Origin of the sequence: Candidatus Bodocaedibacter vickermanii (assembly GCF_014896945.1) — a bacterium.
GTDB classification, from domain to species: domain Bacteria; phylum Pseudomonadota; class Alphaproteobacteria; order UBA6184; family UBA6184; genus Bodonicaedibacter; species Bodonicaedibacter vickermanii.
The window spans coordinates 437,871-461,572 of the sequence record NZ_CP054719.1; the positions used below are offsets into that span (position 1 = coordinate 437,871).

Annotated in this window: 26 protein-coding genes and 1 other RNA gene; 4 read left to right on the forward strand and 23 right to left on the reverse strand. The window is 40.5% G+C overall.

Features of this window, described 5'->3' with window-relative positions:
- Positions 1-162 precede the first annotated feature (162 nt).
- The 7 genes from CPBP_RS02030 to CPBP_RS02060 all read right to left on the reverse strand — a co-directional run bounded on the left by CPBP_RS02030 (position 163) and on the right by CPBP_RS02060 (position 3,892).
- Positions 163-720, reverse strand: a complete 558-nt coding sequence (locus CPBP_RS02030) for a hypothetical protein (protein ID WP_350332389.1) — start codon at positions 718-720, stop codon at positions 163-165.
- A 90-nt stretch (positions 721-810) separates the two neighbouring features.
- On the reverse strand, positions 811-1,323 hold the full coding sequence (locus CPBP_RS02035) for an SH3 domain-containing protein (RefSeq protein ID WP_350332390.1): 513 nt from the start codon (positions 1,321-1,323) through the stop codon (positions 811-813).
- Positions 1,324-1,327: 4 nt separating this feature from the next.
- Positions 1,328-1,786 (reverse strand): dUTP diphosphatase, encoded by a 459-nt coding sequence (dut, locus tag CPBP_RS02040; protein ID WP_350332391.1) that lies wholly within the window; start codon positions 1,784-1,786, stop codon positions 1,328-1,330.
- On the reverse strand, positions 1,787-2,515 hold the full coding sequence (ubiE, locus tag CPBP_RS02045; protein WP_350332392.1) for a bifunctional demethylmenaquinone methyltransferase/2-methoxy-6-polyprenyl-1,4-benzoquinol methylase UbiE: 729 nt from the start codon (positions 2,513-2,515) through the stop codon (positions 1,787-1,789).
- 273 nt (positions 2,516-2,788) lie between these two features.
- The gene (locus tag CPBP_RS02050) at positions 2,789-3,019 is read right to left on the reverse strand and encodes a hypothetical protein (protein WP_350332393.1); all 231 of its coding nucleotides are present in this window, start codon (positions 3,017-3,019) and stop codon (positions 2,789-2,791) included.
- 59 nt (positions 3,020-3,078) lie between these two features.
- Complete coding sequence (locus CPBP_RS02055; protein WP_350332394.1) at positions 3,079-3,429, reverse strand: hypothetical protein; 351 nt, start codon at positions 3,427-3,429, stop codon at positions 3,079-3,081.
- Between the two features lie 313 nt (positions 3,430-3,742).
- The gene (locus CPBP_RS02060; protein WP_350332395.1) at positions 3,743-3,892 is read right to left on the reverse strand and encodes a hypothetical protein; all 150 of its coding nucleotides are present in this window, start codon (positions 3,890-3,892) and stop codon (positions 3,743-3,745) included.
- Between the two features lie 302 nt (positions 3,893-4,194).
- Between CPBP_RS02060 and CPBP_RS02065 the strand changes: the two genes are divergently transcribed.
- Entirely contained in the window at positions 4,195-4,959 is a 765-nt protein-coding gene (locus CPBP_RS02065) for an enoyl-CoA hydratase/isomerase family protein (RefSeq protein ID WP_350332396.1), read from the forward strand.
- 1 nt (position 4,960) lies between these two features.
- Here the strand turns inward: CPBP_RS02065 and CPBP_RS02070 are convergent, their stop codons facing one another.
- Positions 4,961-6,061, reverse strand: coding sequence for a hypothetical protein (locus tag CPBP_RS02070; protein ID WP_350332397.1), 1,101 nt, complete (start codon positions 6,059-6,061; stop codon positions 4,961-4,963).
- A gap of 488 nt (positions 6,062-6,549) precedes the next feature.
- A non-coding RNA gene (gene ssrS, locus CPBP_RS02075) (6S RNA) lies at positions 6,550-6,710 on the reverse strand.
- Positions 6,711-6,893: 183 nt separating this feature from the next.
- Here ssrS and CPBP_RS02080 point away from each other — a divergent pair.
- Positions 6,894-7,172, forward strand: a complete 279-nt coding sequence (locus CPBP_RS02080) for an HU family DNA-binding protein (RefSeq protein ID WP_350332398.1) — start codon at positions 6,894-6,896, stop codon at positions 7,170-7,172.
- 60 nt (positions 7,173-7,232) lie between these two features.
- On the opposite strand, the gene CPBP_RS02085 is transcribed toward CPBP_RS02080, so the two are convergent.
- The 3 genes from CPBP_RS02085 to thrS form a co-directional block, all read right to left on the reverse strand.
- Positions 7,233-8,051, reverse strand: coding sequence for a hypothetical protein (locus CPBP_RS02085; RefSeq protein WP_350332399.1), 819 nt, complete (start codon positions 8,049-8,051; stop codon positions 7,233-7,235).
- Between the two features lie 165 nt (positions 8,052-8,216).
- Positions 8,217-8,741 carry a translation initiation factor IF-3 gene (gene infC, locus CPBP_RS02090; RefSeq protein ID WP_350332400.1) on the reverse strand — a complete coding sequence of 175 codons (525 nt, stop codon included), beginning with the start codon at positions 8,739-8,741 and terminating at the stop codon, positions 8,217-8,219.
- A 42-nt stretch (positions 8,742-8,783) separates the two neighbouring features.
- Positions 8,784-10,691 (reverse strand): threonine--tRNA ligase, encoded by a 1,908-nt coding sequence (gene thrS / locus CPBP_RS02095; RefSeq protein ID WP_350332401.1) that lies wholly within the window; start codon positions 10,689-10,691, stop codon positions 8,784-8,786.
- Between the two features lie 123 nt (positions 10,692-10,814).
- Here thrS and CPBP_RS02100 point away from each other — a divergent pair, with 123 nt between their 5' ends.
- Positions 10,815-11,243 carry a hypothetical protein gene (locus tag CPBP_RS02100; RefSeq protein WP_350332402.1) on the forward strand — a complete coding sequence of 143 codons (429 nt, stop codon included), beginning with the start codon at positions 10,815-10,817 and terminating at the stop codon, positions 11,241-11,243.
- Between the two features lie 945 nt (positions 11,244-12,188).
- Here CPBP_RS02100 and CPBP_RS02105 read toward each other — a convergent pair.
- The 11 genes from CPBP_RS02105 to bufA1 form a co-directional block, all read right to left on the reverse strand.
- Positions 12,189-12,620: a transposase gene (locus tag CPBP_RS02105; protein ID WP_350331946.1), complete on the reverse strand. Its 432-nt coding sequence runs from the start codon at positions 12,618-12,620 to the stop codon at positions 12,189-12,191.
- A complete protein-coding gene (locus CPBP_RS02110; RefSeq protein ID WP_350331947.1) occupies positions 12,586-12,957 on the reverse strand; it encodes a transposase in 372 nt (123 codons plus the stop codon). Before CPBP_RS02110 ends, CPBP_RS02105 begins: the two co-directional genes overlap by 35 nt.
- Before the next feature lie 1,194 nt (positions 12,958-14,151).
- Entirely contained in the window at positions 14,152-15,312 is a 1,161-nt protein-coding gene (dnaJ, locus tag CPBP_RS02115) for a molecular chaperone DnaJ (protein WP_350332403.1), read from the reverse strand.
- A 102-nt stretch (positions 15,313-15,414) separates the two neighbouring features.
- The gene (gene dnaK / locus CPBP_RS02120; protein ID WP_350332404.1) at positions 15,415-17,325 is read right to left on the reverse strand and encodes a molecular chaperone DnaK; all 1,911 of its coding nucleotides are present in this window, start codon (positions 17,323-17,325) and stop codon (positions 15,415-15,417) included.
- A gap of 62 nt (positions 17,326-17,387) precedes the next feature.
- Positions 17,388-17,795: a hypothetical protein gene (locus CPBP_RS02125; RefSeq protein WP_350332405.1), complete on the reverse strand. Its 408-nt coding sequence runs from the start codon at positions 17,793-17,795 to the stop codon at positions 17,388-17,390.
- Positions 17,796-17,805: 10 nt separating this feature from the next.
- Positions 17,806-18,726, reverse strand: a complete 921-nt coding sequence (locus tag CPBP_RS02130) for a hypothetical protein (RefSeq protein WP_350332406.1) — start codon at positions 18,724-18,726, stop codon at positions 17,806-17,808.
- Between the two features lie 580 nt (positions 18,727-19,306).
- Complete coding sequence (locus tag CPBP_RS02135) at positions 19,307-19,711, reverse strand: hypothetical protein (RefSeq protein ID WP_350332407.1); 405 nt, start codon at positions 19,709-19,711, stop codon at positions 19,307-19,309.
- Between the two features lie 168 nt (positions 19,712-19,879).
- Positions 19,880-20,578: a DoxX family protein gene (locus CPBP_RS02140; protein WP_350332408.1), complete on the reverse strand. Its 699-nt coding sequence runs from the start codon at positions 20,576-20,578 to the stop codon at positions 19,880-19,882.
- Positions 20,541-21,263, reverse strand: a complete 723-nt coding sequence (locus CPBP_RS02145; RefSeq protein ID WP_350332409.1) for an HvfC/BufC N-terminal domain-containing protein — start codon at positions 21,261-21,263, stop codon at positions 20,541-20,543. Before CPBP_RS02145 ends, CPBP_RS02140 begins: the two co-directional genes overlap by 38 nt.
- Positions 21,248-22,093, reverse strand: coding sequence for an MNIO family bufferin maturase (gene bufB / locus CPBP_RS02150; RefSeq protein ID WP_350332410.1), 846 nt, complete (start codon positions 22,091-22,093; stop codon positions 21,248-21,250). The genes CPBP_RS02145 and bufB overlap by 16 nt, the downstream gene beginning before the upstream one ends.
- Positions 22,090-22,380, reverse strand: coding sequence for a BufA1 family periplasmic bufferin-type metallophore (gene bufA1, locus CPBP_RS02155; protein WP_350332411.1), 291 nt, complete (start codon positions 22,378-22,380; stop codon positions 22,090-22,092). Before bufA1 ends, bufB begins: the two co-directional genes overlap by 4 nt.
- Before the next feature lie 198 nt (positions 22,381-22,578).
- Here bufA1 and ychF point away from each other — a divergent pair, with 198 nt between their 5' ends.
- On the forward strand, positions 22,579-23,685 hold the full coding sequence (ychF, locus tag CPBP_RS02160) for a redox-regulated ATPase YchF (protein ID WP_350332412.1): 1,107 nt from the start codon (positions 22,579-22,581) through the stop codon (positions 23,683-23,685).
- Positions 23,686-23,702 lie beyond the last annotated feature (17 nt).

The window sequence follows — 23,702 nt, forward strand, 5'->3', positions numbered from 1 at the left end:
TTTTACTCCGGGATTACGCCCCACACATCATCAATCAGCATCCACCCTTTTTGATTATTGAATCCTCGCTGCTTTTTCTGCTCTAAAAGCTGCCTTATCTGCCTCAAACTCAGCCCTACTATCTGGCCGAACAAAGACTAACCAACGACGGAGGTTCTCTTCCTACTTTGTTTGCCTTAAATTTTCCATATCATCTCTGTCAAGTCTTTCTTGTTCTTGAAATGTTACGTTCAACTGCACTGCTTTAATGATAGGGTTATTCAAATCCTCTTCGGTTAACTGCATAGAAATGGGCAATCTTACTTTTTTCACGCATAATACTATATCATCTACCTTAAGAATTTCTCCTGCCTTAGGATCTGCTTCTGTGTTTTGATCAACTTCAGTTGCACTTATAAGGAATTGCTCATATCTTAATCTACCTAAGCTATCCACAAAAAATGGTTGATGCGCAAAAAACTCTCCTAATCCGATTGGTTTAACCACCAAATGACCACCATCCATCAGATTTTTTAACTCTTCATTGTCAAATAAGTCTAACGTCCATTCACGCCCACCCTTTTCAATAGGCCCTGCAAACAGCTCCATCACTTCCTCGACAGTAAACTCACCTGGATAAGGAACCCTGGCCCAATCAGCCTCTGAAAAGTCCGGCGCAGCAGCACTTATTCCATAACCGCCCATACTTAGCGCAATAATTGCTAATAAATTCTTCAACATTTTAATCTCCTTAAGATTACGCTATTTCAATTATACTAATGAAGGCTTATCAGAAAAAGTCAAGTTATTATCAAAAATATATCCGGTTTTTTACTCCGGGATTACGCCCCACACATCATCAGTCAGCATCCATCCTTTTTGATTATTGATCCGAATCTTTGCGTATTTCCCTTTAATATCTTTCAGAAATTCACCCTCAACGCCTTTTTCAGCTTTTAGAACCACAGCGTCAGTGCTTGTGGGATCTGAAATTAAAGATGCCATTTCTGTCTTAACCCAAACTACTGTTGTGGTTGACAGCAACGTCTTATGGATCCATCCTTCTTGTCCGTCGACGTCTTTGACCTTTCGCCAGAAATCAAATTCCGCAACAACCATCAAGGGGATATTTTTTCGATTGTATACAACCCGTGTAGGATAATTGTTTCCAGGTCCTGCTCGCAAATTCACTTTGTTGGCCTTGGTCATGACAAACCGCGGGATTGGCAAACCGCTACCTTTAAAGGCTGTTTTCGCCTGCACGGGTTGGGCAGCATCAATGTGCCCACCCATTACCCCTATCAGACCAATACATATCCCAACAGATATCAAAGCGCGTATCATTTAATTATGCCCCCGTGGATCCAAAGCCTCCAGTACCACGCACCGTTTCAGAAACAGAATCAACCTGTTGTAATGACACTTTTGTATAAGGCGCTATCACCATCTGAGCAATCCGCATTCCCGCACTAATCGTAAATGGTTCATTGCTTAAGTTCACCAATAAAACCTTTACCTCACCACGATAATCCGCATCAATAGTACCAGGAGCATTTAATACAGTGACTCCGTTTTTATAAGCCAACCCAGAACGCGGGCGAATTTGCGCTTCATACCCCTCGGGTAACGCCATAATAAACCCAGTAGGCACCAAGACGCGCTCCATCGGTGCAAGGATAATATCTCCAATGATTGCTGCCATTAAGTCCATTCCTGCACTGTGTTCAGTGGCATAGGCTGGAACGCCTCTAGAATGCGGCAACGTTTGTATTTCAAGGGTTAATGTACGTTGTAATGTATCGATCATTTATTTCCATCCTTCATGTATGGCGACAATGCCATCGGTTAAATTTGTAAAGTTAACTGTTTTGAATCCTGCAGATTCTATCATATCTTTCAATGTTGGTTGATTCGGAAAGCGCTGAATACTATCCACAAGATATTCATAGGGCGGATCTTCTTGTTTTTCAACGATATAATTCCCCAGTTTAGGAATTACATTCTGACTATAGAACGTATATGCTGCATTTATGTGTTTGTGCTGCACCTCGCTAAACTCTAAACACAAGAACTGCCCACCAGGTTTTAAGACTCGATGAAACTCACGCAATGCTTTTTCTCGATCTGTCACGTTTCGCAATCCAAATGAAATCGTGAGTGCATCCACGCTGTTATCATCAAATGGCAATTCTTCTGCGGATGCCTGCACCCAGTTCACACCAGCAATGATACCTTTATCAATCAACTTGGCTTTGCCCTGCCCCATCATCGCTTCATTAGGATCAACAGCAGTAATACAGGGTGTCAACCCATGACCCATGATTTTTTTATGAATTAATCGGGTAATATCGCCAGTTCCAGCGGCCACATCCACATAATGTGCATCGGGCTTAACGGACAATCGTTGAACAAATTGACGTTTCCAAACCCGGTGTAACCCAAAGCTCATCAGGTCATTCATCAAATCATATTTACTCGCAACACGATTAAATATGCTCTTCACGCGATTAGTGTGTTCAGAAAATTGATCTATCATAATAAATACTCCCAGAGAATTCTCTAGGAGCAGTATAACATAGTTAAGTCGACAGTAGAATTACTCAGTGTGAACAACAAGCGTAAGACTAATTTTCTGCCCCCTCAAACGTGCAACCCAGGCTTTGATTAAAGCGATATGAGCCTCCTTTGCACCCTTTCTAATTTTAAGGCACGCCGACTCTTCTTGTAGATACAATTTATATGCAGCATCTTCAACCAGCAGATGATATACAAAATTCTCTGACCCCTAAACTATCCACTCTAACCTTCATTAGCTGTAAACTATCCGCCTCATATACTGATTGTGGTGGATGAAACACACACGTGAGACGCCCGTCACGATCAGGTTTAATTTATACTTCCCCTCCCCTTGACCGTCTAGCAGATACTCACGTCCAAATTCATTGGATAGTTGTTGCGCAACAGCGTCAGGATTAAATTCAGCGGCACTTAATGGAATTAGCCCAACTAAAAAAACAGCGATTAAATACAGATATTTCATTTTAACACTCCCTTATTTTACTGCCAAACTATGCAAGGATTTACACATCTTGTCAAATCCTATTCTACAGAAATTTCCCATGTATATTTCTCAACATCCGCAAGTGTTTTAGCAAGCCAACTCTTAATCACAGTAAAGCGTTTTTCTTCTAAAGACACCCCCTCACCTAGTAAAATTTTTAAAGTTTTTTCATCATCATTCACGACAACATCACATGATACATTCACTAATTCAGGGCTTGCCGCCGCAGCAAAAACTAAATGTGTTATTGTAATATTACCTCCTTTTTCAACACTTGTTTTATATAAACTTTCTGAATCTTCACAAACACACGGGGAAAACAAACCTGCCTTTGCCACGTGCATACACATTAGCATTACAGCTAAACAACTTAGCACTTTATTAAACATTTTTTATTCTTGCACCCTTCGTTATTAGTTTCAACTTATCTTGACTGGCAAAATAAATTGCAATAACGTACACCAAATAAAACAAAACTACCATGATATATTTATTATGCATGTTTCAGATTCTATAGGTTACTTCCCGTTAAACCCAAACACCATATTAAATGCCCTTAATCTAGAGATGACAAAACAAATATCGATACCCTTACTTGAAATTCAAATCCCACTACAAAAGTGAAAAAGCATTCCCTGTTGGTATTGATTTAAAAGAGTTCTCTGCGAACAACACTTTTATAGCACACAGCTTCAAACACTGTCACTCAGCCGCTGCTTCTAACCCACGCCATTGCATTACCTCACCATCATTATTATCAAACCATTGTTTGATAATTGAAACATACCATGCTTCTTTTGCATGAGGGCTTCCAATACGCTTCACTGCTACAGTCTTTGCCTCATGGTTCATAATAACATCATAGGATGTGCTACGACTGCCCCAGGGTCACGAGCGGTTGCCACAACAAAGTGATTTACCGTGGTTGAATCTCCCACTTCAACTCCAGTTTTATACAAAGAAACCACCTCTGCATACATACAATTCACCCAGTCTGACGCACATACGCTATGAACGTTTATAAGGAGTGCACCCACACACCATAATATTTTTTCATGATTATCATCCTTGTTTGTTATACTTTCTTAAGAGCACCCACACTTCGCTAGAAAAATCAAATTAGATAACGTACACTAAATAAAAAAGAAACCACCATGATCATTATTACACACGTTCAAGATGCAATAGGTCGCATTCAGTTAAATTCACCCACCACATTAAATGCTCTTAATCTAGAGATGGGAAAACAAATATCGACTATCCTTCATACGTGGGAATCAAATCCTCACATCAAAGTCGTTATTATCGAAAGCCTTGTTGAAAAAGCATTTTCTGTCGGCATTGATATAAAAGAGTTCGCAACAAACAATACCACACACTATCGCCGGAACTTCTTAGACATATGGACTAGCATCACCACATTTTCAAAACCAATCATTATGTCAATCAATGGATATGCGTTTGGTGGAGGTTTAGAACTTGCTTTAATGGGGGATATCTTGATCGCTTCGGATTCCGCTGTGTTTGCACAACCCGAACTGAGCGTGGGAACCATTCCAGGGATGGGAGCCACTCAACGATTACCACGCCGTATTGGTAGATATCGCGCAAACGATATGATCCTAACGGGTCGCAGAATTGATGCACACACTGCATGCAGTTGGGGGCTGGTCTCTCAAGTCGTACCACAAGATCGTTTACATCAAACTGTCACAGATACCGCCAATCGTATTGCAGCAAAATCGCTTCCCACATTAATCAAAGCCAAAACAGCCTTGCAATTAGCGGATGAACAGCCTTTAACCCAAGGACTGGCTTACGAACAAGATTTATTCTTAAGTACATTTGATCTAGACGATCAACAGGAAGGCTTTCAAGCATTCTTGCAAAAGCGCCCCCCTGTCTTTAAAGATCGTTAGACTATTGTGTCATTAACCACGCAAACGTTTCGTCAAGGGCGGTTTGAACAATCGATTCAACCTTTGTTCTTATTTCTGTATACACCTGATGAGGATTTAAATCTTTTTGTAACTCTACATAGTCTGAACCTATTAAACCGTATGCGGCATCTGTCTTTGTACTCTCTATACAATCACCACACCTCACGATCACAACACACCATTCACTCAATAATTCAAGATTTTTTACATAGTGAGACAATAGATTCTTGTGAATTAATAGATCATCTAAATCTATTGTTATTTCTTCACTCAAAAAATTCTGAGATATCCATTTTGATACTCTTTCTGACGAAGGTTCTAAGTACTTGAAGGCGTTAAAACGACCATATTTAAATGCCACACCATTTCGCTCTAACGCAGCACATATTAATTCCACCGCTCTCGCGATTGATTCATCACTTTCTTCTGCAAACTTATGTTCAACTAATTGATCGATTGATTGCACAAGACTATGTTGCACCCATGCATACTCAGTCGTCAAATTATAAGAAAAATCTAAATTTGAAGCTCTGCTATTTACCTCAGTCCAACGCTCACTTTGGTTCAAAGTATATCCATGAGCAGCAACAACCTGAGATTGCAATTCACAATTACGAAGAGCATGCCCCATATCAAACTTGAATTCATTCCAATAATGCTCGGGGAAGCCTTTGATCTCTTGCATCAACGCCGCCAACTCTCTCCAAGAAATCAATGCATTTTTTGCTTTGACTCTTGATTCAAGGCTAGTCAGGCGTTGATTAATTTGTCCTGCAATCGTCGGCAGTTTTTCAAATATGTGTAATCCCAACTCTGCTATTTGAACACCCTCCTCCAGCATCTCAGCAAAAATCTCTGGCGTAAATACCTTAAGCTTTTTCCCTTGAAATGAGTGTAATCTTGATTCAAGTACCGCTCTACGCGATCTATATTCAGCAGTGCCTTCAAAACTATCGGGCACAACCTTTTGATGGACGGCGTATTGAACCGTTTCCACTCCAGCTGCTTCATTTATCTCTGCACCATAACTTACAAAAGCTAAAACACTAGATAACAAGATGGCAGTAAATTTTAATCTCATATGAAACTCCTAAAAATATAATTTAAGAGTTTGTATCTTAACTGTCAATTCATGTCAATCTTGGAATTTTTTATTTATTCCCAATTACGAATAAAACGATGCCAATCTAATTCATCGGATCCAACCTGAGGTTGGCAGCGTGACGCTGGCAACGTGCCGTTGCCTCCCATAAATATAGCTGACTTCTTATAATCCGTGTCTGAGCACATCGGATCTAACCTATTGGATGCAACGTCAAGTTGCGAGTTAATAAAGGTTAATAGTTAGTTAACGCGATTTTTTTACCACCCCCCACCCCAGACACCCTCAGTGACCTTCGGGTGGGGGGACAAAACCCACTCCCTAAATCGAAAAAGAATAAACGAAGCAATCCGTCTTTTCTTCTCGAAACGGTGGGCTAAAACTAAATATATACGTGCACTAAAGATACGATATCGTACAAACGTTAACAAAGAATTGACGAACTAAAAAAAGTCAATACAGAAAAAGAAGTAGCCAGGGTAACCGTGTCAGGTTTAAATTCACCTGTGACATTAATCATCAGGTGGGTGCCATATACTCAAAGCCAGAGCTTAAAGCAGAGACAGCTCCCGTTCTATACGTATTCGCCCCAGGAATTATAAGAAGATCACGTGTTCCCCAGCCAAACGTACTTTACCTAATAACTGTGGTATTTAAAACTAAAAACCACTTAAAACTATCAAAATTATAAAAATAATATCAAATCTGTCAAAAAAAACCTAAAAATGCTGCAAATGCTGGATTTTTTCGTTGCGTTATCTGAAAATATCGATATATGATCATGTGTAAATTTATACTTAGGAGTAATTTAATGAACACAACTGATTTAATCGACGCGATCGCAAAGCAAACTGGAATGACAAAAGTTGATTCCAAGAATGTATTGCATGGAATTTTTGATACAATTAGCCAAACTTTAAAAAGTGGTGATGAAGTTCGCGTAAGCGGATTCGGCACATTTGTTGGTAAAAAGCAAGAGGCTCGTCAAGGTCGCAACCCACAAACAGGTGCGGCAATTAGCATCCCTGCATCTATCCAAGCAAAATTCCGCCCAGCAAAGGAATTAAAAGAAACATTAAACGGCAAATAAGCGTTTGAATGTATTAAAAAGCCCGAAAATATCTCCGGGCTTTTTTCTTGTAACCTAGTGTTATGGTTTTGGTGACAGTATATCAAAGTGCCCACCATTCCAAACCACATGACGAACCGATGAATCCCAAACATTGTTATTTGGCGCATTAAATTGATATAGCCCCACATATCCTGGTGTTTGATCGCGTGATGACCAAACCGCTAAATTTAATCTTAACCGCTCTTGAACTCCAAAGATCAACCCCATGGGTAGCCACGATGCTTTACCATTATTATGCGCAAATACATCTTCAATACTTTGTTTAAGCTCAGCTTTGGTATTTAAGCTAGATGCCGACATACCGCTCTCTTTTAGCTCTTGTTTAAGGGCTTCCTGAAATGCTTCATATCGTTCGTAATACATATTTTCAATTCGATTTTGCAACAGCTTTCTGGCCGATACAAAATCTTCAGCAGAAAAACTCCCTAATCCCGATCTAAACTCTACCAACGCTTCATGCGCCAGTACAGATGGTGTTCTAGCCCCCGGATCTGTTGAATATTGAGATGCACTGTTGTTAATAAAATCTTCTGCCTGAGCCAGAACTGCATTCACAGACTCCAGTGACATCGCAGAACTTAATGCAGCAACTTCATCGTGTAATGAGCTTCTTAGTGCTTCAAAGCCACCATACGCTGCATAGTTAGATTCCACAGCATCTTTTAATGCTGCGACAACTTCGGATCGTGATTTTCCGATCGCTGTAAACGCACAATTGCCATCTCCAGGAACTGCGATTACATCAAATTCTTGCCCAGAATCCGATACAACAGTTGCTGCATTAATATAAGACGTTGTAGATAAAAGAAGTGTAGCTGTTAATAGTACGTTTTTCATGATATCTCCTTTGCGTTCTCCAAGATGGATATTACTTAACAAACGTTAACAAATCATTAATTTTTACACTTTTTTCATACATATTAATTTTAATTAACAAACATATGATTTTTCCTATAAAAAAAGGAGCCCTTAACGAGCTCCTTTTATACATTAGATCTAACCTTACTTCTTCAGTGAAGAAAACGTCAGATTAATCTGCATGTTTTCCAGTCTAGGATATGTGGAATTAGGCTCACCATAAGGGGCTAAGTCCCCAATGAATCGTAACACCAAATTCATACCAAACTCACTGTGAGATACTTCACGACCACGAAATCGCATGTTCATCTTAACTTTATCGCCATCTTCTAAAAACTTGATGGCCGCTTTCAACTTAACTTGGTAATCGTTTTCACCGATACGTGGTTTTAATTTTATCTCTTTAATTAAAACAATCTTTTGCTTTTTCTTTTCTTCAACTTTTTTCTTTTGAAGTTCAAATTTGTATTTCCCAAAATCCAAAGCTTTACATACAGGTGGATCTGCATTGGGAGAAATCTCTACTAAATCTACCCCCGCATCATACGCTGCTTTTAACGCTTCTTTTGGGGACATTACGCCAATCATTTCGCCATTGGCATCAATAAATCGAACACTCGGAGCCTGAATCTTTTCATTAATCCGAATATTATCAAATGGAGAGCTCATCGAGTCCTTTCTCTGTTTACACGCTCTAAAAAGAGCCCCACCTTAAGCAGGTGGAGCTGCATTTTCCTTCATCATAGCAACAAATTCTTTCAAAGTCATTACTGTTTGATCTTGTGACCCCAATTGACGCAAAGAAATTGTTTGTTCTTCAGCCTCTTTGGCACCAACAACAGCAATATACTGAATCTTTTGCACGCTTAAATCACGTACTTTGTAACTAATCTTTTCATTCCGTAAATCTGTACCGACACGCAATCCCGCTTCTTTTAATTGATTGCAAATATTTTCCGCATACTCGTTAGCACTATCAACAACCGTTGCAATCACAACTTGAGTTGGCGCCAACCATAACGGCAATTTGCCTGCATAGTTTTCAATTAATATACCAAAGAATCGCTCAATCGACCCCAGAATAGCTCTATGTAACATCACGGGGCGATGCTTTTCACCATCCGAACCAATATAGTTTGCATCCAATCGTTCGGGTAATACAAAGTCTACCTGTAACGTTCCACACTGCCAATCACGACCAATAGCATCTCGCAGTACGAACTCTAATTTAGGACCGTAAAATGCACCCTCGCCAGGGTTTAGCGTATATTCAAGCCCGGATGCTTTTACGGCGTCCATCAACGCGCCCTCGGCTTTATCCCACGTTGCGTCAGTTCCAGCTCGCTTTGCAGGACGATCCGAGAACTTAATCCGCACATCGGTAAATCCAAAGTCTTTGTAGACACTCATCAACAGTTCACAAAACGCTTTTGTTTCAGACGTAATATCATCTTCCTGACAGAAAATATGCGCATCATCCTGAACAAATGAACGAACGCGCATCAATCCATGCAATGCGCCCGACGGTTCATTCCGATGACAACACCCAAATTCCGCCATACGCAACGGCAAGTCACGATAACTCTTAATCCCTTGACGGAAAATCTGCACATGGCATGGGCAGTTCATGGGCTTTAACGCAAACAGCTTATCTTCAGTTTCAGAAATAAACATGTTCTCATGGAATTTTTCCCAGTGACCCGACGCTTCCCACAAAATACGATCCACCATAATCGGTGTGTTCACTTCGACATACCCAACTTTGGAAATGCGTCTGCGAATATAGTTCTGCAACTCGCGGTAAATCGTCCACCCTTTTGGATGCCAGAATACGCTACCGGGTGCTTCGTCTTGCATATGGAACAAATCCATCTCACGCCCCAGTTTGCGATGATCACGCTTTTCAGCTTCTTCCAACATATGTAAATGTTGTTTTAGCTGCTCTTCACTTGCCCAGGCTGTTCCATATATACGCTGTAACATTGGGTTTTTGGAATCACCACGCCAATAGGCACCCGCTAATTTCATTAATTTAAAAGCTTTACCTAATCGCCCAGTTGATGGCAAATGAGGCCCTCGACATAAATCCAAGAATTTCCCTTGACGATATAACGAAATGATTTGTCCCGCTGGAATATCACGAATGATTTCAGCTTTAAATGTTTCGCCAATGGATTCAAAGTATTTAATCGCCTCATCACGATCCCATTCCTCACGTTGAATAGGTTCATTGCGATCAACGATCTCACGCATACGCTGCTCAATGCCGTCAAAATCATCCGTCGTAAATGGCTTATCTCGATAGATATCATAAAAGAAACCATTCTCAATCACTGGACCAATTGTAATTTGAGCATCCGGATACAACTCTTTAATCGTCTCCGCCAATACGTGTGCCGTATCATGACGCAAGATTTCTAACCCTTCCGGATCATCTTTTGTAATAATGCGAAATTTCCCACCCGTGGTTAAAGGCACATTCAAATCTTTTAATTCACCATTCAATGAAATGGCGACTGCCTTTTTTTCAAGCGATGGACTAATGCCTTTCGCTATATCTGAACCTGTGATTCCAGCTTCTATTTGCTGTACACGCCCATCGGGAAACTCTATCTGCATGTTTATATCCTTATTTAAACTATACTGCTTTTTTTAAGTACATTGAAAAAATAGACCCCTTTTGTCAAGGGAATCTTCATCTTTTATATGATATTCTATACTTTGTTGTTTGGAAAAGTAAAAATGTTTCGGTTTATTATAATATGCATCCTTATGTTTAACTGTGTTGATGCAAAGGCAGCTACAGAAAAATATTCCATAGTCGACGAAAAAAACTTCCCCAATATATTCAAAAATAAAACTCAGTTCAGGTTCAAAGAAATAATCATTTCTTTTCTTAACAATAAAAATCTTTCATACCTAATATTTGATCTTATATTAGAACGAGACATTACGTCATCTCCTGATTTACAAGAAGAAGATCTGCCAATTGTTGTAGATGCTTTATTATCAGATCTATTTCCAACCATCAATTTGTTTAACCCTGAAAAAAACGACACCTTGCAACAGTCGCTACAACAACGCATCGATAGAGTTTTAAAAGCAAAATTCAAATGGATTACTGGAGTAAAGGTACTCAATACACGCATACAAGGCTCAGGGAATGAATGATACGGTTATGAATTAACGTTTGTGGACATAAAAAAACCTAATATGTTTCTAATTCCTTTGTGATCAAGGTAAAGTATAGGATACCTATTTCAATTGCGTTTACCCACATGTTGGATAGTCCGCATACAATGGTGCCGACACTGAAAAGAATGAGTTTTTTGGCGATGCTTTGGAGACAATTCTACTACTCGTTGCCTCCTCTTCAGGTCGCATCCTACAATCCGTGTCCAAACACATTTACCAATACGCCCACCAGCTGTATCAACTCTCTCATGTATGCCAACCTCTGCTTCTATGCGGCTCAAGCAAATCGCAATGCGATTTGATAGCGGCAACCGCCGCTCTGGCGCATAAAGCGCCCTTGAGCCGGCAGCTTGAAGCTGCATCCATTAGTTTAGATCCGATGTGGTCTGACACGTATTACAAAAAACAACCTGAAGACTGTTTAAATATCAATGCTATGAAACGGACAAATCTAACGGATGCAGCGTCACGCTGCTAATTAATAAAGGTTAACAATTTTTTAATTTTTCTGATTTTTGCGCACCCCCCGCCCCAGACACCACAACTGTTGAAAGTGATCAGAAGAAGTGTTTAACGATATTAAAATCACCCACTTAAACACCAAGCTATGAATGTTATAAAAAACTTCATATTGTGTAAAATAGTCGCATATCTATTACTTAATTCATACATATCTGTATGATTGACACAATCAATCGGTTTATCAATGATTTTCCCTGTTCTATTGATTTGTTGTCAAAAATATTCTTTTTCTAATCACTTTCAACAGTTGTGCCCCAGACACCCTCAGTGACCTTCGGGTGGGGGGACAAAACCCACTCCCTAAATCGAGACTAAATAGACGAAGCAATCCGTCTTTTCTTCTCGAAACGGTGGGTTAAAAGCAACCTGAGGTTGCATCCGTTAAGTTAGAACCCGTCTTCACACATAGCACAATCGTTTAAGAAGGGTCATAGAATGAGCAATCATAATAAGGGTTTCAGCAGAGTTGGTCTTAATTTCATAGTCTTTGGACAAACGTCTATAATGATTTAACCAGGCAAAGGTGCGCTCAACGACCCAACGTTTGGCTAATACAGCCCAACCTGGGGTAATACGTTCAGAGATTGATATTGTCTTCTTCAGTACGTTTCTAACAAACTCTTTCATGGTTTTGCGATACCCAGCATCAGCACATACCCCTTTGAGAGTAGGATGTTTTTCAAGAGCCGCTTTAAACACTTCTCCTCCAGCAACCGTATCATGGATATTGGCAGCATGCACCTTAACATGTAGCAGATGACCCTGGGTATCGGTGACGATATGACGCTTTCGCCCTTTAACCTTTTTTCCCCCCATCAATACCTCGGTCATCAGCATTGCTTGTAGTTTTAACACTTTGAGAATCGATCAAACTATAACTTGGTGGTGCACTTCGTCCCTGACTTAGGCGGCTCTTTTCAACCAGAGCCTGCATCATCTTTTCCCAGCTTCCACGCTCTCTTGCGCGTTTGTAAAAGCTAAACACCGTCTTGTAATTAGGAAAATCTTTGGGCAACTGTCTCCATTGACATCCGGTCTTTACGATATAAAATACAGCATTGACGAGGCTTTGTTGACTGTACTTTCGACTCTTTCCATAATTCCCTGTATCAAAATGTTCCTTAACTAACGCCCATTGCTCGTCGCTTATATCGCTTGGATATCTCATCTCTTGTCCCTTTTTCTAGGCACTATACTCGTTTTTACCCCTCCTGTGAAGACGCGTTCTTAGATCCGATTCGCACAAACACGGATTTCAATTTTTACAAACATCATTATCTAATGGATCCAACGTCACGTTGGACTCCTTTGGAATTTTTTAAAAAAATTGAATTTTTCTAGCTGCTGGTCTCGCGTGCCCGATGGGGCCCTCCCATCATCATTACTCAGTGCGTGTCCTCCCCCCGCCACCACAACGTAATACAATTGGTATCTTTCAAAAAAATCGTTTTTGAAAAGTTACACGTCTTCCCAGGGATACCATCCCTGTTCATACTAGAACATAGGTCACGCAGCGCTGCGCTACTGTATATTCAGAATCGTCATTACGTATCAGATGCACCCACACTAACATGTGGGATCTGAGTTTACTATAATCCGTCCATCTTCAAACTATCAGACAAAGGTTAACAAAAGATTGACGGAATTCACTTTTTTGGCAGCGTGACGCTGCCAACCTGCGGTTGGATCCATTAGCTTAGATCTGATCTGACACGGATTATAAAAAACACCCACACTTCGCAGAAATATATTGACAATCCAAATTTCTTATGTATACTAATAGCTAGAATTGCGAAAAGGCTACCCAAAACCTGGGTAGCCTTTTTTCGTTCTACGTCTTTGAACCACTCAAAGACGAAACGCCGAACCGAATCTCCAGTACAGGCGCTCAGCTACCCGATCAGTAGTCACAGCCCTGTAAACAACCCCTAGAGCCGACGGGCTCGTAAAACACCGACTTTGTATAGTATACTAAAGTCCGCCTTTCCCCATTCGTGTAAGAAATGGGGTTCTTTTTGCACGTGCGGGTTACTGGGGATTCTCTCGGTTTTGCAACCTGAGGTTGCATCCAATAAGTTAGATCCGATTCGCACAGACACGGACTTTTATAACTTAATACAGTACTTTCAGACAAAACAAAGGAACTAAAACACTACTCTTCAACAAAATATCTCAAATTCATTTTTCACCCTTACCCCTCCTGCGCCGAAGGTGGATTCAAAACAACCTAATGGGTGCAGCGTCACGCTGCCCTGCGCCGAAGGTAGGTCAAAAACCCCTCCCCCTTCTCAACGACAATAATCCGTGTCACAACGCATCGGATCTAACCTAATGAGTCCAGCGTCACGCTGGTGGGTCAAAATTACTTCTTTATATTGTCCCAAAATCCTTTAACCTTATCGAAAAAGCTTTTCGTTTTTGGATGATGATCATTGGATTTGCCTTTGTCTGACGCCTTAAACTCTTCCATCAACTTTCGCTGCTCTGCGTTTAAATTCACGGGGATTTCAACCATTGCATGCACAATCATATCGCCCCGCCGTGTGGTACGCATGACGTTCATTCCCTTGGATTTCAGCCTGAATTTCTCACCCGGTTGAGCACCCGCTGGAATGGTAACTTTTGCTTTGGTTCCATCGATTGTTGGAATTTCGACTTCACCGCCTAACACCGCTGTTGTCATGGGAATCGGCACTTGACAATGAATATCGTCACCATGTCGAATAAATAATTCATGGGGCTTTACTGAAATAAAGATGTACAAATCACCTGCATGACCACCGCGCATTCCGGCTTCACCTTCACCGGCAACACGTAACCGCGTACCATCTTCAACGCCGGCAGGAATGGTAATTGAAATTGTTTTTTGCTTCTGAACACGTCCAGCACCACCACACGGTCTGCACGGATCTTTAATCGTTTGACCTGCGCCACCGCACTTTGTACAGGTGCGTTCCAGGGTAAAGAATCCTTGTTGGAATCGCATCGTGCCCGAACCATGACATTGGTCACATGAGGCCGATTTTGTGCCTTTTGCAGCACCAGAACCATGGCATTCACCGCACTTTTCGCTTTTGCGCAAGGATACATTTTCAGATAGTCCTTGATGAGCTTGTTCTAATGTTATCGCAACGTCATAGCGCAAATCAGATCCAGGTTGTCCTTGGGAATGAGCGCCTCGACCGCCGCCACGTTGTCCGCCTGTGCCGCCGAATCCTCTGCCGAATACTTCTTCAAAAATGTCTGAAAAGTCAGAGAATCCGCCACCATTTCGGGAACCGCCGCCCATGCCACCGTCAAAGGCACCATGACCATATTGATCATAAGCTGCACGCTTTTGCTCGTCGCTTAACACCTCGTAGGCTTCGCTAATTTCTTTGAATTTAGACTCAGCGTCTTTGTCGCCCTGATTGCGGTCGGGGTGGTATTTCATCGCCAACTTGCGATACGCCTTTTTCAAGTCTTCAGGTGTAACGTTTTTGGCAACGCCCATCAACTCATAATAATCTTTCTTTGCAGCCATTGTTCTTCCTCAACAGGGTTCAATCATCGATAACGTTACGCAAACAACCCACCCTAATAACGCGCTACTAAAGTGGGCTATTCGTCAACATTCTACCGTATGTTACTTCTTTTCTTGATCTTCGTCGACTTCTTTAAACTCTGCATCTACAACAGCATCATCTTTTGGTGCTTCAGCAGATTCAGCAGAAGGTTGAGCTTCTTGAGCCGCTTTATACATAGCTTCGCCCAGTTTCATCGACGACTGCATTAATGCGTCTGTTTTAGATTTTATGGCGTCCAGATCCTCAGACTTTGCAATTTCTTTCAATGCTGCCAGATCTTTTTCAACTGCATCTTTGTCTTCAGCTGAAATTTTATCGCCATGTTCTTTCAATGTCTTTTCAGTTGAATACAACAACGTATCCGCTTGGTTTTGAGCCTCAATCAATTCACGGCGTTTTTTATCAGACTCAGCATTGGCTTCTGCGTCTTTTACCATTTTCTCGATATCAGCGTCGCTTAATCCACCTGATGGCTGAATGCGAATTTGCTGTTCTTTGTTCGTTGCCTTGTCTTTCGCAGACACATGAACAATACCGTTGGCATCAATATCAAAGGTAACTTCGATTTGTGGCATACCACGGGGTGCCGCTGGCAATCCGACCAAATCAAATTGACCTAATATTTTGTTGTCCGCAGCCATTTCACGTTCACCTTGGAATACACGAATCGTCACCGCCGTTTGGTTATCATCAGCTGTGGAGAACACTTGGCTTTTCTTGGTTGGAATCGTTGTGTTACGATCAATCAATCGTGTAAACACGCCGCCTAATGTCTCAATACCTAATGATAATGGCGTCACATCCAACAACACAACATCTTTAACATCACCCGTTAATACACCACCTTGAATCGCAGCACCAATCGCCACAACTTCATCAGGGTTTACCCCACGGTGAGGCTCTTTGTTGAAGAATCGTTTAACTTCCTCAATCACTTTGGGCATACGAGTCATACCACCGACCAAGATGACTTCGTCGATGTCAGATGCTTTTAAGCCGGCATCTTTCAACGCTTTCTCGCATGGCTTCATGGTTCGTTGGATTAAATCATCCACCAACGTCTCATACTTCGCACGGGAAATTTTGATGTTCAAATGCTTTGGTCCCGTTGCATCTGCTGTGATGAATGGCAAGTTAACTTCCGTTTGCATGCTGCTGGACAGTTCGATCTTTGCTTTTTCAGCTGCTTCCTTCAACCGTTGCAACGCCATTTTATCAGTGGAAATATCGACGCCAGTTTCTTTTTTGAACTCGTCAATTAAGTATTGAACAATGCGAGCATCAAAGTCTTCACCACCCAAGAACGTGTCTCCATTGGTGGATTTAACTTCAAACACACCCTCACCCACTTCAAGGATTGACACGTCGAATGTACCACCACCCAAGTCGTAAACAGCGATAACGCCAGACTCTTTTTTATCCAATCCATAAGCAAGAGCTGCAGCAGTTGGCTCGTTCACGATACGCAAGACTTCAAGACCGGCAATCTTACCCGCATCGCGAGTCGCCTGACGTTGAGCATCGTTAAAGTACGCTGGTACAGTAATTACCGCCTGAGACACCGTCTCGCCCAAGAACTTTTCAGCAGTCTCTTTCATTTTGATCAATGTGAATGCGCTGATTTCGCTGGGGCTGTAATTCTTATCGCGAGATTTCACCCACGCATCGCCATTATCACCTTTTACAATTTGATACGGGACAAGCTCAATATCTTTGCGCACAGCTTCATCTTCAAAGCGACGCCCGATCAAACGCTTAATCGCAAAGAATGTATTGTCGTGGTTTGTAACCGCCTGACGTTTCGCACCGTCACCTACTAAACGTTCGCCGCTTTCTGTAAAGGCAACAATCGATGGAGTCGTACGACGTCCTTCTGTGTTTTCAATCACTTTTGCCTGACCACCATCCATGATCGCCACGCACGAGTTCGTTGTTCCTAAATCGATTCCAATTACTTTTTTTGATGTCATTTTAGTCTCTCCTGTTAATTAATGTATGTAATTTTAAACTGGCATTATTTGAAACGAGCTTATCACGCCTCTGTATTAATACGCTTCCAAATCTGATAATCCTCAACTTTATAAACTTTGTAATCTAGGCTATAACCTGCTGTTATACGACCATCATCAACATGACGGATATCCAATGCATAAACACAATCCCCACAGCCTAATTTTATTCTTGACTCAAGAAACAGTGCAATTACTTTTAGAAAATTGTCCTCCTTATTTAAAAGGTCGATCATAACTCTTTCATTTTCTGCAGTTTGTGAATCTCGACATACAGCTTTTGCGTTTTTATATCCACTTAATCGAGATTCAAAACAATCATCAAAAGCAGCACTTTCAAAGTTAAGCGGATAGTCCTTATCCTTGTATTTTACAGTAAGCTTATAATCACTACGTTCATCAAGTTTGAAACTGTTTATTTTTGTTGTCATGTTAGCTCTCCTATGAATTTTCGGTTTCTAAGATTTGACCAAGCATATTTTCAACTTCTTCTAAAGAGGGTTTCTTAAAGTATGCTACATAATTTCCATAATCTGTTGGAACTGTATTAAGTGAATCAGTAAAAATAGCTGGTAATTCTCCCCATTTTGATTCAAAAATATGATTTTCATCTTTTCGCAATTCTTTAATAATACCCGTGTGCGTTAGTCTTTTTTCATCGAAGTACACAATTATCCCTCCCTCTTCGGGCACAGAAAGTTTTGATAGCTCTCTAACAATCCCTCCAAACTCTTCTGGCTTTATCCAACGCTTATGCCCAAGCACGTGTGCATATCCATTGATACCATCCTCAACCTCCTTGTCACAAACACTCTCCTCGCCTAATATTTCTTTGACAGAAGCGATCTGCTTGCTTAAGAAATCATTTTCTGAGATTTTACTATTTTTAAAATCATCTAAGCTCAAAACTTTACTTAGTTTTTTACGCTTTTCATCTACTTCCTTCAAATAACACCAAATCATATCATCAGCTTGTTGCTGATTAATCTCCGAACAATACCCTCTTTCAAGAATCTTCGGGGATTGCTCCACCAGGTATTTTAAAAGTGAAAATGATTGACATGAGCTTAACAATTCCTCAACTTTTTTTTCATCAAAATCTATCTGCTGTGGGGAAAGTTTACATAGGGTGCTAACACTAAAGTTACACACAATTTCTTGTTGCTCTTTGATCTTAGACATATATCCCCGACAATCAACTGTATGATCAAAAACAAGTGCATCGTCAAAGCCAATTGTTACTTTGTAACTATCCTGAGGTGGTAGCTTTATTTGATCGACTTCTATCGGATTTTGTTTAATAAAGACAATCTCTTTTATCGTAAATACATGTGACTCTCTTATTATTTTTTTTGTTGTCATGTTAGTTCTCCTTTAAAGGTTTTTATTATAGTTATTTGAAGTTTCATGGGTTTACCTCACTCTATATATCTACAATTATACAAACTCAAACTTAAAAATCAAGCACTTTTTGGCACTCATGTAATGGTAGTGCTAACACTGTTAAAAGAGTCTTAATCCGATACATTTTTTTCAAAGGAATTTCTATGAACACGATCTGGATAATCATTACTTTACTGATGGATTCACTCAACTTATGGGCATCTGAAATAACACTTCAACAACATCGCACTATAACCGTCAGTTTCACATCAACAAACGGACAAACTCATACAATCAGAATTGCTTCGACAAATTCCATAAACATAGTCTACCGCAAGATTGTGCAATCACCTGATGGCAATCGCACATTGCTATTTGCTGCTATGGCAACAAAACATGTGTGCCACTTACATTTCACGTTACCACTTGTTTTCTTGAACACTTGAAACGTTTATCCCCGGATGGTCGCTCCGCAAGTTTAAATCCAGGCTTCAGTGTTTTACCCTTTATCAACACAAACACTGAAAAATCTCTAGGAAGCGCCAACATATCAGCAACGTTAAGCAATTTTTTTACGGGAATTATTTTTAAATGCAGTCCTAGCATACCCATTAACCTTACCTAAAAAATGATCAATATTTTCAAAGGAAAGAACAGGTTTATCCGACGCTACATTCTCATGCTTAAGCAATAACGAATCCATAGCTTCTATTAACAATCGATGTTTTTTTAAGAATGCATTTTGAAGTTTTATTAATTCAGGCTTTTTTAAATATAAAGTAATGAAATCAGCCGCCTCTGCTTTTTTTAAGATGCCATCACTAATTTCAATGGCTTCAGCTAAAATATCTCTACGAATTTTTACATATTGATCTTCACTGCCTTTATAAAAAAAACCTATCTCAAACGTTTGATCATCTACCTTTTTAGTTCTTTTAAAGAACCGCTTCTTTTCTGAAGTCATTTTACCCCCGAACGAAATTATTATTGTTATTAATAAAATGGTACAACCCTGATCAGAAAAAATCAAGCCCACCTTAACAAGGTCTTCTGTAAAAAAAAAGAGAGTCAAAAGACTCTCAATAATGAATTTAGCAAATGTTCAAACAATACCTGATATTATTTCCATCTGCTACGCCGGCTTGCTTGTGGTTCGTCTGCCTGATTTTACAGTCTTATTTTTTACTAAAGATTTAATAGCCACAATTGTGTCAGGTTCTGCCACCAACTTACCTTTACTCAATCGTCGATTTACAATGGGTTCTTTCTTATTATCCAACATGATTTTCTCGTTGGGACGCTCTTTTGCAATAATGTTGGGTGCTTTTTTAGGCAGCATATCCGCAGAATCCAAATGATGCTGCATGCCGCTATGCAGCCTTGTCCACCAGCTTCTCAGCCATCCATCGAATGAAAACTTACCAGGCCCCATGATGAATGACACGCCCAACAGTAATGCCCAAAACTCATGGGTAAAATGCGGACGTACACCGAATGTAATAACTGCTGTAACCCCCAATAATCCTAGCGCCCCAATACGAGACAATACGCCCAATGCTAAAAAAATGGAAAAAATCAACTCAGCTCCCGTTCCCAAAACTGCAGCAACCTCTGGTGATAGGACAGGCAATTTGTAAACGTTCTTGAATAAAAAAACTGTTTTAAACCATCCGCCCTCCCAAAGGTTTTCAAATTTATTCCAGCCCGATTGAAAAAAAATACTCGCAACATAAACACGAAGAATTAACAACAATACATCATGGATATACTTTACAAGAAAGTCAATTAACGTGTCATACAATTGAACACTTTTCTGAATGATGGATAGCATTGACATCAAGAACCTTTAAGAAATTTATATTAAACACTTTAACAAAGATTTCTTTAGAAAAGGTTAAATTGTCAAATATTTCACCTAAAAGACTTGGGGATCTCAGAAAATCGAATACCCTATACTCTTCCTGGCTAATCGATTGAATAATAGGCACCTCATCTTTACACCACACCAGGTAATAAAATTGCTTCATTTCAATACGCCCTATTGCACCCTTTATTTTTAAGGTGCGATATACTTCTCTCACGTTATAATCACTTTGAAACAATCGAACATCCGATCGCAATTGCCAATATACTTGATCAGGCTCAACACATTCTTGACCCTCATCTACTGCCGCAATCGCAACGGATTTCAAGTCCCACTCTAATCTGGCCAGTTCTGTTGCAATGGGATCTTGCAGAAACAATGGAAAGCTCTCTCCATAGGTTGAAAGTAATTGCCCTGCTTTTGGACGATACTGGCAGACATAGGCTACCGCTAACGATGTGAATACATCCCCCAAATATTGAGCCGTCACTGTAAATGTTTTTTGCAACGCATTGCAGTGCCCTTGCATGAAATTACGGCGATACACTTCCAACCTTGCATCCATATCACTCACGTCAACAAAGCTATCGGAAACCGTTTGAGTCAGCATACTGTTCACAAACTCTAACTGTAAATCTATGTCGTCACGCATACCCGCTCCATATATAATGATGCTTGCTGTGCTTGATCCAACAAAACATCAATCTCTGGCAAATCATCATCCCACTCAACTAGTGTATAGGCTTTTGGTTGCCTGCGGATAGCATCTTGATACACTTCCCACACAGCCTGACACACAGGTTGATTGTGCGTATCAATTAAAAATTCTCCATCAGATGCTTTAACATGACCTGCCAAATGAATCTCTCTCACAGCATCCCAATTCAATTCATTTAAATAGGCACTGGCATTCCAACCATGATTCACCGATTGAACATACAGATTATTCACATCCAACAAAATACCGCACCCAGTTGTTTTAGTTAAGGCATTCAGAAACTCAGGCTCAGTATATGTATTGCTTTTAAAGCTCAGATAAGTTGATGGATTTTCAACCAACAAGGGGCGCTGAAAAAACTCCTGAAGGATATTGATATGCATCGCCATTCGTTTCAACGATGATTCTGTCATTGGCAAGGGATACAAATCATTATACCCATACCCATTCAACGTGTTCCATGACACATGATCGGATATCATAAATGGATTAACCTCGTCCATTAATCGCTTAATCGCATGCAAATGTTCACGAGATGGCAGCTCTTCCGATCCCAGTGACAAGCTGATGCAATGGAAACTAATGGGATATTGCTCAGCGATTTTCTTTAATTTTTGTCGATTCGGGAAATGGTGGATATAATTTTCAGGATGCACCTCTAACCATCCGATGGGTATTTGGGGAATATTAACTAGAAAGTATTCAAGATATTTTGAACGCAATCCAATTCCAACGGATGATCGAGGATTCTGGAAACTTGTCATTTAGCAGGAGGAAGCCCTAATTTTTTACGTGCGTCAGCTTCCGATAAGCCACCCATTTTCTTACATTCAGCTTCGCTTACGACCACTTTCCAATCACCAACATGACGATCGCGATCAGACTCAGCACCACAATCATGTTCATTGTGGTCTAAGGCACCACAATCGTTTTCTCCAGGCGCAGATACGCCATAGCATTTAAAACCCTCGTCTGCATGGACTACCGATGAAGACAAAGACGCAATAAAACTTGTAATAGCAATAGATGATAATAATGTTTTTGAGTTCATATTTTTATTCTTTTTATTTTTTTATAATCTATTTTAGACATGAACACAGGGGGTCTTGCAAGATCTTTTTTATTTTTTTTGTATAGTTAATTTCACCTTTACCATGCCCTCTCTTATCTACACTTTAACAGAATTAATTGCTTTATACAGACGCCCAAGTTGTGTTAAAATATCCGCTATTAATTAAAGGATTAAACTATGGGATTTCGGTGCGGAATTGTTGGCTTACCCAATGTTGGGAAATCAACTTTATTTAATGCGTTAACATCAACGGCTGCTGCAGAGGCTGCAAACTATCCATTTTGTACTATTGAACCCAATGTGGGCAAAGTTGGTGTACCCGATGAACGATTGAATAACGCTGCAAAAATAGCAGGTTCTGCACAGATTATCCCAACAACCCTGGAATTCGTTGATATCGCAGGTCTTGTTAAAGGTGCAAGCCAAGGTCAAGGTTTGGGCAATCAATTTTTAGGACACATCCGCGAAGTCGATGCCATTGTGCATGTGGTACGCTGCTTTGATTCTGGAGACATCATCCATGTTGAAGGATCTGTCGATCCTATTCGCGATATCGAAATTATCGATACTGAACTTGCTTTAGCTGACTTGGAAAGCGTTGAAAAGCGCATTCCGACCATGGAAAAAAAGATCAAAGGCGGAAAAGAACCCGAACTCGCTGAGCAACTTGATCTATTGCGACGCGTACTAAAAGTGCTAGAAGCCGGCAACCCAGCTCGTGATACTGAATTGAAAGATGTTCATGAGAAAGTCTTGATGAAGCAATTACAACTTCTAACTTCAAAACCCATCGTATATGCCTGCAACGTTTCAGAAGACGAAGCAGCAACAGGAAATGCGTTATCTGAAAAAGTCGCTGCTTATGCAGCAAAGCAAGGTGCATCCAGCGTGGTGATTTCCGCTGCTATTGAATCTGAAGTCGCACAACTATCAACGCAAGAAGAAAAAGATGAGTTTTTACACGCACTAGGATTAAGCTCCACAGGATTAACTCGTGTAATTCAAGCTGGATATCAATTATTAGACCTAATCACATATTTTACAGTGGGTCCAAAAGAAGCCAGAGCATGGACCGTTAAACGCAATACAAAAGCACCTCAAGCTGCGGGTGAAATTCACGGCGATTTCGAACGTGGCTTCATTTGCGCAGAAACCATCGCTTACACTGATTATGCCGCATATAATGGTGAACAAGGTGCAAAAGCTGCTGGAAAAGCCCGCCAAGAAGGTCGCGATTATGTCACCCAAGATGGTGATATTTTCCATTTCAGGTTTAATGTATAGATAGTTGACTTTTGTCA